Source organism: Endoryza foliicola (assembly GCF_050589245.1).
GTDB classification, from domain to species: domain Bacteria; phylum Bacteroidota; class Bacteroidia; order Chitinophagales; family Chitinophagaceae; genus Endoryza; species Endoryza foliicola.
Genome location: NZ_JBOBEW010000002.1, coordinates 273,554 through 287,997 on the forward strand (window position 1 = coordinate 273,554; position 14,444 = coordinate 287,997).

17 protein-coding genes and 2 tRNA genes are annotated in these 14,444 nt (G+C 38.2%); 15 read left to right on the forward strand and 4 right to left on the reverse strand.

Features of this window, described 5'->3' with window-relative positions; translation table 11 throughout:
• Positions 1-19 precede the first annotated feature (19 nt).
• The 6 genes from ACQ2HE_RS05155 to ACQ2HE_RS05180 all read left to right on the forward strand — a co-directional run bounded on the left by ACQ2HE_RS05155 (position 20) and on the right by ACQ2HE_RS05180 (position 6,149).
• On the forward strand, positions 20-784 hold the full coding sequence (locus tag ACQ2HE_RS05155; RefSeq protein ID WP_407527486.1) for a DUF4138 domain-containing protein: 765 nt from the start codon (positions 20-22) through the stop codon (positions 782-784).
• Positions 781-2,010: a hypothetical protein gene (locus ACQ2HE_RS05160; RefSeq protein WP_430897726.1), complete on the forward strand. Its 1,230-nt coding sequence runs from the start codon at positions 781-783 to the stop codon at positions 2,008-2,010. The genes ACQ2HE_RS05155 and ACQ2HE_RS05160 overlap by 4 nt, the downstream gene beginning before the upstream one ends.
• 41 nt (positions 2,011-2,051) lie before the next feature.
• A complete protein-coding gene (locus ACQ2HE_RS05165; protein ID WP_430897724.1) occupies positions 2,052-2,807 on the forward strand; it encodes a hypothetical protein in 756 nt (251 codons plus the stop codon).
• A 5-nt stretch (positions 2,808-2,812) separates the two neighbouring features.
• The gene (locus ACQ2HE_RS05170; RefSeq protein ID WP_430897722.1) at positions 2,813-3,112 is read left to right on the forward strand and encodes a hypothetical protein; all 300 of its coding nucleotides are present in this window, start codon (positions 2,813-2,815) and stop codon (positions 3,110-3,112) included.
• 171 nt (positions 3,113-3,283) lie between these two features.
• Positions 3,284-4,813, forward strand: a complete 1,530-nt coding sequence (locus ACQ2HE_RS05175) for a recombinase family protein (RefSeq protein WP_430897720.1) — start codon at positions 3,284-3,286, stop codon at positions 4,811-4,813.
• Between the two features lie 151 nt (positions 4,814-4,964).
• A complete protein-coding gene (locus ACQ2HE_RS05180; protein ID WP_430897718.1) occupies positions 4,965-6,149 on the forward strand; it encodes a tyrosine-type recombinase/integrase in 1,185 nt (394 codons plus the stop codon).
• Positions 6,150-6,151: 2 nt separating this feature from the next.
• On the opposite strand, the gene ACQ2HE_RS05185 is transcribed toward ACQ2HE_RS05180, so the two are convergent.
• The 4 genes from ACQ2HE_RS05185 to ACQ2HE_RS05200 form a co-directional block, all read right to left on the reverse strand.
• A complete protein-coding gene (locus ACQ2HE_RS05185; protein WP_430897716.1) occupies positions 6,152-6,721 on the reverse strand; it encodes a DUF4468 domain-containing protein in 570 nt (189 codons plus the stop codon).
• Between the two features lie 11 nt (positions 6,722-6,732).
• Positions 6,733-7,263, reverse strand: coding sequence for a hypothetical protein (locus ACQ2HE_RS05190; RefSeq protein WP_430897714.1), 531 nt, complete (start codon positions 7,261-7,263; stop codon positions 6,733-6,735).
• A gap of 1 nt (position 7,264) precedes the next feature.
• Positions 7,265-7,798 (reverse strand): hypothetical protein, encoded by a 534-nt coding sequence (locus tag ACQ2HE_RS05195; protein ID WP_430897712.1) that lies wholly within the window; start codon positions 7,796-7,798, stop codon positions 7,265-7,267.
• Positions 7,799-7,890: 92 nt separating this feature from the next.
• Positions 7,891-8,421, reverse strand: a complete 531-nt coding sequence (locus tag ACQ2HE_RS05200; protein WP_430897710.1) for a hypothetical protein — start codon at positions 8,419-8,421, stop codon at positions 7,891-7,893.
• Between the two features lie 122 nt (positions 8,422-8,543).
• Here ACQ2HE_RS05200 and ACQ2HE_RS05205 point away from each other — a divergent pair, with 122 nt between their 5' ends.
• The 9 genes from ACQ2HE_RS05205 to ACQ2HE_RS05245 all read left to right on the forward strand — a co-directional run bounded on the left by ACQ2HE_RS05205 (position 8,544) and on the right by ACQ2HE_RS05245 (position 14,443).
• Positions 8,544-8,783, forward strand: a complete 240-nt coding sequence (locus tag ACQ2HE_RS05205) for a hypothetical protein (RefSeq protein ID WP_430897708.1) — start codon at positions 8,544-8,546, stop codon at positions 8,781-8,783.
• Positions 8,784-8,826: 43 nt separating this feature from the next.
• The gene (locus ACQ2HE_RS05210) at positions 8,827-9,069 is read left to right on the forward strand and encodes a hypothetical protein (protein ID WP_430897706.1); all 243 of its coding nucleotides are present in this window, start codon (positions 8,827-8,829) and stop codon (positions 9,067-9,069) included.
• A 518-nt stretch (positions 9,070-9,587) separates the two neighbouring features.
• Positions 9,588-9,659 (forward strand) — tRNA-Met (locus ACQ2HE_RS05215).
• 186 nt (positions 9,660-9,845) lie between these two features.
• Complete coding sequence (locus ACQ2HE_RS05220) at positions 9,846-10,046, forward strand: hypothetical protein (RefSeq protein WP_430897705.1); 201 nt, start codon at positions 9,846-9,848, stop codon at positions 10,044-10,046.
• Positions 10,026-10,149, forward strand: a tRNA-OTHER gene (locus tag ACQ2HE_RS05225). The genes ACQ2HE_RS05220 and ACQ2HE_RS05225 overlap by 21 nt, the downstream gene beginning before the upstream one ends.
• 160 nt (positions 10,150-10,309) lie before the next feature.
• The gene (locus ACQ2HE_RS05230) at positions 10,310-12,370 is read left to right on the forward strand and encodes an AAA family ATPase (RefSeq protein WP_430897703.1); all 2,061 of its coding nucleotides are present in this window, start codon (positions 10,310-10,312) and stop codon (positions 12,368-12,370) included.
• Positions 12,371-12,493: 123 nt separating this feature from the next.
• Complete coding sequence (locus tag ACQ2HE_RS05235) at positions 12,494-13,300, forward strand: hypothetical protein (protein WP_430897701.1); 807 nt, start codon at positions 12,494-12,496, stop codon at positions 13,298-13,300.
• 1 nt (position 13,301) lies between these two features.
• Entirely contained in the window at positions 13,302-14,036 is a 735-nt protein-coding gene (locus ACQ2HE_RS05240) for an MBL fold metallo-hydrolase (protein WP_430897699.1), read from the forward strand.
• Positions 14,037-14,041: 5 nt separating this feature from the next.
• A complete protein-coding gene (locus ACQ2HE_RS05245; RefSeq protein WP_430902424.1) occupies positions 14,042-14,443 on the forward strand; it encodes a hypothetical protein in 402 nt (133 codons plus the stop codon).
• Position 14,444 lies beyond the last annotated feature (1 nt).

A 14,444-nucleotide genomic window follows, 5' to 3' on the forward strand; every position in this document is an offset into this window, starting at 1 on the left:
AACATAAAATAGTAAAGCAATGAAAACAATAGTGAGTATGATTTGTGGGTGCCTTATAGTAATGTTTAGTCATGCACAAACAAAGTTGAATATTACAACTGACAAAACAACAAGCCTTGTATTTCCTTTCGCCATTAAGCATGTTGACAGGGGTACAAGCTCTGTACTGGCGCAGCAGGTAAAAGAAGCACCTGAAATATTATTAGTGAAAGCAGCCGCAAAAGATTTTACAGAAACAAATCTCAGTGTGGTAACGGATGATGGCAGCGTATATGCTTTTACAGTTAATTATGACAGTAAACCTGCCGTATGGGTACTTTATCTACCAGTAAACAGGACAGCTACTATCAGTTCTTATGCCAATATGATATTGGACAATGAAAGGACTATAAAAAAAATAAAAGATAAGAAATACAACATGCAGGCAGGCATTAAGGGAATTTACATTAAAGATAATATCATTTACTATCATCTATACATCAATAATGATGGCACAGTTGATTACGATGTGGACCTGCTTCGATTTTTTATTAAAGACAAAAAAAGAAGTAAAAGAACGGCAGTGCAGGAAGTGGAACAAAAGCCTGTTTACATCACGGGTAATCACAGTAAGATTAAAGGGAACAACTATTCAGTTTTTGTTGTGGCGCTGGAAAAATTCACCATACCTGACAAAAAGTATTTGGTCGTTCAAATAACCGAGAAGAACGGAGGCAGGCATTTTCTGTTAAGAGTAAATAATAAGGCTATAATGAAGTCAAAGGTATTGCCCGATTTGAAATGATAACAGAACATCCCATAGCAGATGAAGTACTCGACCTGGTAACTATTGCATTATCGAAAGGCGAAAAGTACATGGCCTATAACAACAGCCTTTATTTTATAGATGAGAGAGATGTACATTTTTTCAAAACAAGGGATGAAGCTGTTGAATTTGCAGAAAACAATATAAGTGACCGTGACAGGTTCGCTGTACTTCATTTCAATTCAGTAAAAGATATTTTGAATCAAATTCCATACGGGGAACAACTTCATCGCCAGCTAAATCTTGACCCTGATGCAAATGGATTATTTAATAAAGATGGCAATGATTTTACAGACGCATTAATAGACCATTTTGAATCACAGCAATTATCATTATTCGATAAACAATTAAAAACAAATTTTATGAACAATGAAAATCTTCAGTATTTGAAAGACAACATCAAATACATGGGCTTTGGTGAAACACTTAAAGCAGAGTTGGAAAGAAACATGGGTGAAGGCAAGGGAGAATTTCAATTGCACTTCAAAGCAGAAATTAATAAGAAACCATTTGAGGCCACACTCAATTTCCGAAAGTCCGATTCTACGGACATGTACTTTTTCAACAACTACAATGCTTCATTAGAAAAAAGCAATGGCGAGAAAAATGAGCAAACATTTTACCTGAACAAAGGAAAAGGTGTAACAGCAAAAGAAGCCTACAACCTGCTGGATGGCCGGGCTGTTCACAAAGACCTTACCACCAAAGAAGGCCAGCCATATAAAGCCTGGATACAGCTTGACTTTGAAAACAAAGACAAGAACAACAATTTTGAAGTAAAGCAGTTCCATGAAAACTATGGCTATGATTTGAAAGCTGCCGTGGAAAAATTTGCAGTAGCAGAATTGAACGACCCTGAAAAAGCAAAGGCATTAATGCAATCATTGGAAAAAGGAAATGTACAATCAGTAACTATTGAAAAAGACGGTAGCAGCCACAAGATGTTTATGGAAGCTGACCCTCAGTATAAAAAAGTTACGATGTACGATTCAAACATGAAGATGGTGGCCAAAGAATCACTGGAGCAATACAAATCTGGAATAGATAAAGGCAGCAAAGAAGTAAAGGCAGGACAGGAAAATGATAAAAAAAAAGAGTTGAAACAGGAGCCTAAAGTTGAAAAGGAAAAGCTGGAGAAAAAGAACGGACAAAGCCTGCTGCCTAAAAAACGGGAAAGTAAAGGCAAAGGTTTAGGGGTGTCATAGTGCATCCCTAAATCATTTCAATAATTATCAAATGTTATGCAATGAATATCCAGAATATATCGGAGCTGAGTAAGCAGTTAGAGGTGCTTGGCTTTCACGATGCAGGTAGCTTACTGTTAAAACGAATCTGTTTTAAACCTGCTAAGTTTTATCTGCTTCAGAGAGTGATTAAAGAAAAAGATACAATGCTTTTCAGTTTGTATTTTGAACTGTTACAAAAAACTGATAACTATCGTCTGCAATACTATGATGTAACGCTGCAAAAAGCAAATGGCGGTTTAGCCTTGCCTGTTGATGGCGTAAACCCTGCAGAATTAGAAAAACAGATGGCGGCTATTGACTGGAAAAAAGCATTCAGCCTTGATGATAAAAAGTCATGGAACTCCGAAGACAAATCAACCTGGGAAACAGAATCGAGAATTTCAGGTATAATTGAAAGCCTTTCCATACTTGAAAAATCAGAACTGGGAAAAGTTATTGCATCTACATTGAAACAAAAGTTTTGGGCAGGTACGTTGCATCAGGAAATAGTTGGCTCAATCCCACTTGTTAAGAATAAAGCAGATGTTAACCAGCGGTTCTATATTTCTGAAGATGGTAGTGGTATAACAACAGATGAGGCCTACCGCTTTCTGCAAAACAAATACATGGAAAAACAATTGCAGCTTAAAAGAAAGCAATCTGATAGTGGTGATGAATCAATTCCAGAAGAATCTAATGGTACATCAGGTAGTGGACTACTGAAGAAAAAGCGAATTGCAGGCAGAGGAAAACGAAACAGAGTTAACCAGGATTAAAAAGTATGGACATCTTTCCACCACTAACAGGCTTTTATGCTGCTATAGCCTCCGATACCCGTATCGGCGCTTCGCATATCAGCATTTACATGGCGCTACTGCAGCAATGGAATATTACTGGTGGAAATAATCCAGTGAAAATCGAGAGAGCTTTAATTATGAAGACCGCCAAAATAAATGCCCGGCAGACCTATAACAAATGTATAAATCAGCTACAGGAATATGGTTATATAATTTATGAACCTTGTTCCAATCAGTTTGAAGCAAGTGTAATTCACTTGAAAAATATAGAAATGAAAACATAATAATAAACCAAATTTCAATAAGAGGAGGTGTGATATGGCAAGTGTGAAACCGGAACAGGTAATTGAAATTTTAAAGAGGCATAATGTGCATATCTCATTGGAGCAGGCTGTCCTGATACTCGACTTTATGTTTAAATTTGCTAAGTTATCATTAACGCAAAACAGAGGCACATGACAGCAGATTTATACATCCGGGTGAGTACAGATGAACAGGCCGATAAAGGTTACTCACAACGGGACCAGGAGGAACGTTTAAGGAAGTATTGCGAAAACAACCAGATAAAAGTTAGGCAGGTAATTTTTGAAGACCATTCTGCAAAGACGTTTAACCGTCCTAAGTGGAATGGTTTGTTGTTTGACTTAAAGAAGAAGAAAAATGTAGTTGATTTTGTTTTATTTTCTAAATGGGACAGGTTTAGTCGTAATGCAGGTGATGCGTACCAGATGATAAATATTCTTCGCAAGCTGGGTGTAGAACCCCAGGCAATTGAACAGCCATTGGATTTAGCAGTACCCGAAAATAAATTGATGCTGGCATTTTATTTAGCAGCCCCGGAAGTTGAGAACGACCGCAGGGCGTTGAATGTTTTACTTGGAATGAGAAAGGCAAAGAAAGAAGGCAGATGGATGGGAGTTGCACCTGTCGGCTATGCAAATAAAATAACAGAGGATGGTAAAAAATACATTGCTCCTGTAGAACCAGAAGCAAGTATTATGAAGTGGGTTTTTGAAACTCTTGCCGAAGGTCAGTTGAATATTGAGCAAATAATGAAGCAAGCATTTCAAAAAGGGATAAAAACCTGCCGCTCTAATTTCTGGAATCTTTTACGTAACCCTGTCTATTGCGGCCGCATTTATCTTTCAGGATATAAAGAAGAGGAATCAAGGCATGTACAAGGTTTGCATCAGCCAATAATTTCAGAAGCACTTTTTTACGATGTGCAGGATTATTTGAATGGCAAGAAAAGAACTTACAGGGCAAAAGTTGGAAGTATGGATGAACTTCAACTAAGGGGCTATCTCATTTGTCCAAAGTGCGGCAAGTTACTTACAGGCAGTGCTTCCAAGGGAAGAAATGGACGTTACTATTATTACCATTGTGTGTCGTCATGTGGAGCCAGGTTCAAGGCTGAAAATGCAAATCAATTATTTTCAAGTGAGCTTAAAAAATTAGTTCCTAAAGCCGGTATGACTGAAGTTTATAAAGTGGTTTTACAGGAAGAATTTAAAGCCCAAACAAAGTCACAGCGGGACGACCTAAGGCAAGTAAAGGATGCTTTGGAAAAAGCCAATACAGAGCTTACAAATGCCCGCAAATTACTTTTGGCAAACGAGATTGAGCCGTCAGAATACAGGTCAATAAAATCCGATTATGAAAAGAAAATTACCGGGCTTGAATCAAAATTGATAGAGTTATCGCAAGAAGGTAAAAGCATAGAACCTTTGCTGAATAAGGCTTTAGCCACTTTAACATCATTAGATAAACTCTACGAAAAAGCTGATAACAAAGCTAAAAGAGAAATCATTGGTTCGATATTCCCCGAAAAACTCGTTTTTGACGGATTTCAATATCGAACCGCCCGATTGAATGAAGCTGTTTCGCTGATATACAGTATGGACAAAGGTTTCAACCAAAATGAAAATGGACAAACCGAGTCAATTTTCGATTTGTCCACTTTAGTGCCCAGAACAGGAACATAACCGGCCTAAATCAATATCTTCTGATTATCATTATTTTATACTCAAATAGCTAGTAATCAAATAACTGTGATTTTGTACGGTGTGTTGTATGGTGTTTTAAAGTGTCAATATTTGTTTTATATTTGTCAGTAACTGTGTCAGTGAAATTTCTATGCCGTACTACTTAGACAAGCCCAAACAAGACAAACCTACTGCAATTTTCCTGAAGCTCTCACTTCCGGAAGGCCGATTTGTTTACCCGGTTAAAGAAAAAGTTCATCCTAGCGACTGGATTAACGAGCGAACTAAAGATCGTACGGTCAACACAATACTTAATCGAATTGAAGTAGCAGTAGAAGAATTCATTAGTGACCATAAAAGGCTAAATAAGCCGATTTCAGCCAAAGAACTCAAAGATGAACTTGACTCCCTATTGAATCGAAAAACAAGAGCTTCGGGGTTCTTTGGTGCCATAGATTCAATAATTGATGATCGGGAGATTGGCCGCGCAACAACTGGAAAAGGGAAAATATTCTCAGCCGAGACGATCAAGGGGTACAGACACTCGAGAGACTTGTTGTTTCGCTACAATCCTAAATTGAACTTTAATGACATAACCCCGCAGTTCTATGACAAGTTAATCTCATATTTTAACTCAAAGAACTACTCGATCAATTCCATTGGTAAAGTGATCAAGAACCTTCGCGTATTTATGGATGCAGCCCACGAAGCCGGGTATCACTCAAACATGAGTTATCGTAAATTCAAAGTTCCGGATGAGAAAACACCAGACATTTATTTGACCATTGAAGAACTGGACCGAATTTACAACCTCAAGGATCTGAATGATCGATTGGATTTAGCCAGGGATTGGTTTATTATTGACTGCTTTACCGGCCTTCGAATTGCAGATATAAAACTTCTCAGCAATTCAAATTTGAATGGAGATACGATTAAAATAGTCAATGAGAAAACCGATATCGTAGTTGCCATACCGGTGCATAAATATGTTCGTCAGATACTTGAAAAGTGGGGAGGCTTCCCTCGCAAAATTTCCGATCAGAAATTGAATCAATACATAAAGGAGGTTGCTCAGCTAGCGGAAATCAATCAGCCTTTTTTGTACAGCGTCACAAAGGGAGGAATAAGGAGAGATGAGTATTATCAGAAGTGGGAAATGGTGTCAAACCACACAGCTAGAAGATCCTTTATAACGAATTTGCTGAAAGCCGGCTTGAATCACAATGAAGTTATGAAACTAGCCGGCCTGAAAAAAATGACAACTCTGCAGCGATACTACAAGGAAAGTGAAGATGAAGTAGCTGATCGATTGAAAAGCCACCCATTCTTTACTTAGAACTACCAGTCGTTAGAAGTCTTTGTTGATTTTACTGAAGCCTTGAGAGATGAAGAAAGAATCGAAGCTTCGTTCTCGGCTCTCTTCTTCATATTATTCCATAATTCATTTAAGCTTTCTTTGAATTTCTTACCTCCGTAATTACTTTTTAAAGTTGAGGGGTGCACGTTACTTGTAGTTAACACATAATCTGATACGTAATTGGTTCCCTTTTCTTCATCGTCAACCATAAAAGGACCAATCTCGAAACGATACTTACCATCTTTCACTTCAATGTTAATTTTATATCGAACACTCCCGTAAATTGGAGTTTTCAGGCCCATTACTTTAATGTATTCAACATAAGAAAACGAACCCATTCCGAGGAACTGTCCATTTTCTAGATCGTTGACATCAACCACATTTTTGGTGTTTTTGAAAGTATTATGGAACCATTCACGCACCTGCAAGCCTATTTCTTTTTTAGATAATGAGTCCATTTTAACTACTTCTCTGAACATCAAAGAAGAATCGCTTTGAGAATAAACACTTGTACAAATTAAGATTGATACAATTAAGGATAGTGTTTTCATTGATTTATTTTTTAGTGAAAGTTAATGCCTAAAGAAACTTGAAATACTTCAGCTTTTGAGTTCCCGCTTGATCGATTATTCAAGTACAATGTAGTTGTAAAAACCTGGTATTTGCCCAGAATCATGAAGCTAGCTTTTTTGGTATTGCCGAAAACGATTCCGGCCCCTGCATTGAAGAAACTTAACCCTTTGATATAAGTTGAAGGCGCAAGCTTTTGATTGTAGATCAGTACACCTCCTTGAACATCAATTACTGGGCTTATGTTGCTTTTGCTTGATGACAGACGAAAATTGAATCCAACCGGATAGCTGAATCCATCGTCGGAGATCTTTGCAAGACCACCGACTATACCAATTTGCGCAGGGGATTTGTGTGTAGTGAGCATTGAGAAAGTAGCTCCCCCGTATGTTTTGTTTTCAAATAAATAGGCAGTACCAATCAGAGAAACATTGATCTTTTCCTTTTTGGTATTAGTTTTTGTTTGCCCAATACAAACGAAACATGACATACTAAAAAGTAATACTGTATATAGTCTTGACATATTAGTAGTTATTGAAGTTAATTCCAATTGCCAAATTGAAAGCATTGGTAGTGAAATCTCTTTTATATCCCTGAGAAGTAATACGGTTAACAAACCCCTGGAATTTTGCCATTACATAAGGGCTTCTTTTTTGATTTGTACCGAAAAGAAATCCAAATCCAGTATTGAAGTGGAAAACACCGTTCGTATAAGTCTTCTTGTTCTTATAGGCAAACATTCCAATCTGGGCAGTTGCCATAGGAGTTACTAACTTTTTTGTTGTTTTTATTCGAAACTCAAGTCCTAATGGGATACCAACTGTATTGTCTGAGAAGAAGATAGTATTAAAATGAAATCCCGCTTGCATTTTGTTCCTACTATCAGTCAGAAAAGATAATCCTGCTCCAAAAGCTGATGTGTTTCCTTTGAATATGTAGCCATTTGCTGTAATCCCCATAGAGATGCCTTGAAATTCAGGCTTAGCTTTTTTCTTTTGTTGTGAGAAAGAGTTGTATGATACAACGAAAAAGATCAGACTTAAAAAGAAAGTTTTCATTAATGTGTAAATTTATAGTTAGAACATCTTTGACACTGTGCTTTATGCGCTATTCATAACCTAAATCCTTAACCTTATGTCCCGTATCTGTATTACTTGCCGGAGATCTTGCCCGGTGTACGAAGATCTAAAACGTGATCGGAAATTGCTTTGCCCACACTATCACGCAAATCTTCAACAGGCTTCTGTTGTAACATGGATGAAACCTGAATTACTTGCTCAAGGGTTGCGCTTAACTTGGCCTGTAAAATCTGCTGACTTTCAAGCAGAGCATTTAAACTGAGCTGAATAGACTCTTTCAAGGTCTTTTTGTCATCCAACAGTTCAGAAATCCTTTCTTCGATGCTCATGGTTATCATGTGTCCGGAGAGAGGATTTTCTTTTGCAGACTCTTTATTAGACGAATATTTACCAATTGTTTCATGTGAAACTTTTAGCTCATTCCCGAAATAGGCATAAAACTTCTTCAATAAGCCTTCGCTTGGGGATTTCTTTTTTGACAGCATTTGAGATACCGTTGGCATTGAAAAGCCCGTGGCACTGGCTATAGAAGCCACTGGAAACTTGAGTCCGAGGCTTTCTACGTCCTTATAAAACTGCTCTATGTCTTTTTCGCTTACCAAATCTGCAACAATGTTTCAAAAATAATTTAAAAATAACTCAAAAAAACTTTGACAATAATTTGGAATATTAGCCAATTGTTTATTACCTTTACTCCACAATACACAAACAAACATACCGAAATATGGAACAAGTACCAAACACGCCAAACAAGACCGATTTGGAGTTAGCGAACGAGGCCTTGGTAGCTATTAAACCAAACATTTCGGCCGAGGATAGAAAGGGAGCACCAGCTTCTACACCGGTTATCTCAATCTACCTGAATGGCAGAGGCCGTGATCTTGATATGGCTATGAAACTCTTATCGTACTTCAGAGCTAAAGTTCAAGAACGCCGCCAAGAAATCATTAAAACAGCGGTGTAAACCTACGGCCTAATTGATTTACTAACAATACCCGCTTAGTAGTATGGACAACGATTTAAAGGAATTGAGACTAGAAATCAAGGCACTACACCGCAAACTTGATCAAGTAATTCAGCAGCAGCAGAGCCGCTATGTGACGGCCAGTGACATTTTAAAACTCACCGGTTGGACCAAAGAGCAGCTTCGCTACAGAAGAAATAACAATTTGGTTCAATATCGAAAAAACAAATCAGGTGGTTATGAATACAATGTCACTGGAATCGTTGCCCTTAGAGCAGCAGTCTGATAAAGACTTTTTCCGACAGTTTCAAATTGCGCATTACACGAAGAGATTGAGTGAAGCTCAGTCCACAGAAGAGAAATCATTTCTCCGCACCACATTGCACGGTTTGAAAAAAGCTGAAGCTCTTACTTGTGTTTCAAGTGAAGGCCGATTGTTCAGAAGTTAATCTTATCCCTATGATAGTCAAGATCGTTTTTCTAATCCTGTTTGCCCTGTGTTCACTTCTTTGGTTCATATGGACGGACCTAAGAAAAACTATAATCTGGTTAAAAGAGAAGTTATGTCAACACAGGAAATCGTAATACGATTAGCAGCAGCATCAATAATATTTCTGGTTAGTAGAGTGCTTTTGAAAAAGTACGACATAGCAAGCAATCGTTGAAATGCAGTCGAGGTGTTTCTACATCTTGACTAAATGAAGGGGAGCCGATCCGGGGCTTTGAAGTTCGAATCTTTACCCCTTCACTCGCATCAAGCCTATACGTTTCCCCCATTCCATTTTTATGGAGAGGGGTTTATAAAGCAGGGTATAGCAGCGGTAGCTTATTGGCCTCATAAGCCAATGGTCAGTGGTTCGAATCCACTCCCTGCTTCATGCATTTTTATTTTAAATCAGGATGGATGCATCAAAAGAGGTGATCGCACACCCAGACTTTGAAAGTGCCTCTTACTTGTTATTGCAGATGAGTAAACAGGATGCAACGCTTTGAAAGGAAATGGAAAAAAGAGAAAGGCAGTTCAGAGCCTTGCCGTAGCATGCTTGGCCGTAGATAATCTGAATGAAGCATGTGGACAGCCGGAAAGACGGCAATAGCCTCGGGAAGGAACCCGCTTTAAGCAATGTGTTCAAGTTCTTCAGTGATCGCTTCCCGGGCTTTTTTATTGAGTTGGTTTTAGTTGGCATAAGCAAAGTGTTATTCATAATCTACCCCCGTTTGTTTCCACTCATGGGGCTCAATCAACTGGTGGCTGAATGGTAGGCACACAATATGAACTCGGTAGCGGGAGCCGTGAAAATACTCGTAAAGTAATGGCAGCGTAAAGGTTTGAGTGTTCATGCAGGTTCGAATCCTGCCCAGTTGGCGAATTCACTGTTACGTGATTCGGTTTAGTTAAACGCCCGTTGTTTCTACTTCGGGCTCAATTTAAAACAAAAGTCTCTTATTATAAACAAAAGAGGGGCGCACCTCGAAAAGTAGCCCCTGATTTTAGTTTTAAACTAAAAAATAGATAACTCAAAATTATGAAAATTGTTTTGAAAAAACTGAAGTTGACAAACTTCAAAGGCATCAGAGATCTTACAATTGACTTTGATAGCAGAATAACAAACATTTACGGCGATAACGGGACCGGTAAAACTACCATCTTTGATGCCTGGTTATGGCTCTTGTTTGGTAAAGATTCAACTGATAGAGATGACACTAATTTCCAAATCAAAACCATTGAAGGCGATCGTGTCATTGATAAGATTGAACACACGGTAGAAGCCGACATCGTAGCCGATGGCAAAGAGTACAACATTGTTCGTACCCTTCGTGAAGTATGGAGAAAGCCCCGTGGAAAAGAGAACTCAGAGTTCTCTGGCAACGAAACAATTTACTTTTGGAACGGTGTTCCCAAAAAAGCTAGCGAGTTTAAAGCATCAATAGCCTCTTTGATTGATGAAGGTGTGTTTAAACTTCTTACCAATACTTCTTACTTCAACGGAAAGAAGTGGCAGGATAGAAGATCCATTCTAACAGAAATGGCCGGCACCATCACGAAAGAATCAATTGCCGGTACCAATCCTAATTTCTTGAAGCTGCTTGAAGAACTAAAGCAGTACAAAACCCTTGAAGAGTTTCGTAAATCAATCAATGCTTCGAAAAATAAGATCAAAGCTGAGTTGGATTTGATTCCCGCTCGTATTGATGAAGCAAACCTTGTTCTTCGTGACATTCCCGACTTTGCCAATCTCCGGATTCAACGCGAATCAATTCAACAGGAATTGATCAAGATAGATGCTATTATCTCCAAGGACCGTGACGCATTTAAGGACTTGAACAACCTAATTGTATCAAAGCAGAGTGAAGTATATGCTCTTCAACATGAAATTGAAAAGCGTAAGAATGAAATCAAAACGGCTATGTTTGCCAATCGCACCGATCGGGAAACTAAGATTGCTGAATTGAAAAATCGAAAGCGCATTATTGATTCTGCATTAGCGAATTTAAGTCCAAGAATTCTTTCAATCGAAAGCAGCATTAAAAGACTCACTGATGAGCTTCAAAAACTTCGAGCCGCTTGGACAAAGATCAATGCACAACAGTTTCAGAGAAAAGAGTTGGTTTTTGATGAAGCGGATTGCGCTTGTCCTGTTTGTAAACGTCGCTATGATGAACAAATCATCTTAAAAACTCAATCACAAAGGGCACAAGAATTTGAGCAGGAAGAGCAGCAAAGATTGAATCAATTCAATCAACTCAAGGCTCAACAAATTGCTGAAAACACAAGCCAAGGAAAGCTAACAAAGCAAAGTCTTGACGAACAACAGGCATTTTTAATTCAAGCGAATAAAGAACGCGAAGAAGCTATTCAAGACTTAGCTGCATTGAATGAAAAAATACAACAGCTTGAAATTGAGCATACAAGTCTTTCGAATTCCGAGAACCAGGATTATTTAAGGCTTGTAGAAAACGATTCAGAGATTAAGTCTCACAATCTTAATATTTCTGTTATTGAGTCTGAAATTGAAGCATTACAGCATAGCAAAGAGTCACCTTCAAAAGACTATTCTGCCGATAAGAAAATCTATCAAGGCCAATTGGAAGAGATTGATTCTAAGTTAGGTCAAGAAAAAATCATTCAACAAAGTAGGGACCGTATTAACGAATTGAACTCTAAAGAGCGTCAATTGTCTTCTGATCTTGCTTTGCTTGAACAGCAGGAATTTCACATCGAACAGTTTCAGAAACTTGAAATGGATATCGTTGAGAAGAATGTTAACCAATTCTTTTCGCTTGTCAAGTTTAGAATGTTTGATACTACCAATGATGGTAACGAATTCCCTGCATGTATCACGCTCGTTGATGGTGTTCCATTCCCCGATGCTAACAATGCATCTAAGATCAATGCCGGTCTTGACATTATCAATTCTTTGTCAAAATTCTATGGCGTGGTTGCCCCTGTATTTATTGATAACGCGGAGTCGGTAACTGAATTGATCGATTCAGAAGCACAGATCATTCGTCTCGTTGTATCTGAGCCGGACAAGAAGCTAAGAATTGAACTTCCAAAGGCTAAAGAACTATTTGCAATCAATTAAACTAAAAAATAGATGAATACAAATCAAACAGTGAGCGAGCCAATAAGGGAACTAACAGTAGTCCCTGACTCGTTCAACTATCTCGATCCTCAACAATTTGAGCGCATGCAAAAAGTATGCGTTATGTTATCCAGTTCTGATTTGGTACCAGATATGTACCGAATCAATGAAAAGAATTCAAAAGAGAAAGCGATCGCAAATTGCATGATTGCCCTCGAAATGTCCATCAGAACGAAGGCATCTCCTTTGATGATCATGCAGAATATGTACATCGTATATGGTCGGCCTTCATTCTCAAGCAAGTTTCTTATTGCTACAGTAAACACTTGTGGCCGCTTTAAGCCTCTTCAATTCAAAGAGAGAAAGCTAGGCAAGAGCCTTAAAGGTCTCAAGTACATTGAGTATGAGTGGGACGGTGTTGCGAAAAGGAAGCTTCCAAAAGAGAAAGAGTTTACCGAGGATATTGAAGACGTTGGTGTTACCGCCTTTACTACTCCATTGAAGTCTGATTCTCCATTAGAATCAATTGAGGTAACACTTTCTATGGCGATTATGGAAGGTTGGTACACTAAAGATGGTTCGAAGTGGAAAACTATGCCAATGGTAATGCTCCGATATAGAGCTGCAAGTTTTTGGACCAATTCTTTTGCACCTGAAATCAGTATGGGGATGCCGACGGTTGAAGAGCTTCATGATATCACAGATGCAGAGGTGATTGATGTCAAAACCTTTACTAAAAAGGAGGCATCTGCAAATGCTAATAGTACTGTTATTCCTGAGACTCCTGATCAAAATGTAAAATCAGAAGCTGCGCCGGTACCAGAAGAAGCTAAGCCTTCTGAACCATCTCCGAATACAGGTACAAAACCTGCAGAGACGAATAAAAGTAACGATAATCAAAATATGCCCTCAGACGGGCCTGGTTATTAAAATGAAATTGAAAGTAATTGGCAGCAACTCAAGTGGTAACTGTTACATTTTAGATAATGGAACTGAGGCATTGATTATTGAGGCAGGTTGTAAGTTCCATGATGTGCAGGTGGCGTTAGAATTCGATTTGAAAAGAGTTGTTGGGGCTATAATAACGCATGAACACGGCGATCATTCTAAGTATGTTGCCAATTTACTTTCATATGGTATTGATGTTTATGCATCACCGGGTACATTAGCTGCTCTTGATATAGAGAAATCACACAGATCAAAACCAATTAAAAGATTTTGCCATTACAATATTGGTGGTTTCTCGATTCAGCCATTTGATGTATTACATGATGCCGCAGAGCCTTTTGGCTATATCATTCGGCACAAGGACATTGGAAAACTGTTATTTTTAACTGATACTGTTTACACACAATACAAGTTTCCTGAACTGACACAGATAGTAGTAGAAGCAAATTACTGTGAGGAAATAATTGATCGTAAACTAAAGGAGGACCGCAAATTTTTGAGAGATCGTATCATTCAAAGTCACATGTCAATTCAGACTTGTGTTGAACTCTTAAAAGCTAATGATCTTTCAAAAGTTATGAATATTGTATTGATTCATTTGAGTGAAAACAACAGCCACGAAGAACAGTTCATTAAAAAGGCTACGCAAGCGACCGGAAAACTTGTGAAGGTTGCTTCCAAAAGAACTGAGTTTGATCTATCACTATTACCATACTAACACAAATGCAAATTGAAAGGGACATTCAACAGCTTGAGAAAGTATATAACGACATAAAAGAACGTACTGAAAATCTAATACATACGCAGTCTCTTGACTGGTACATTCAGACGTTAGGAATTCTTTGTAACTATCTCCCCTATGTAAATGAACAAATGGCTCGATCAAAGCGATGCCTTAACCAAAGAAAGAAACTTGCATACGAATCAGTTGCTGATGAATTTCAAAACAAGAAGCACTTTTCGCCAATGCTCATTAAAGACTATGTGAATACAATTTGTCAACAAGAGCATTATTGGTATGACTTGAGCGAAAGAATCAGCAGGACATTGGTTCATTCGATTGATTCCCTGAGAACAATCATTTCGGCATTAAAAGAAGAGTTTAAAATTTCAAACTACCATTGAT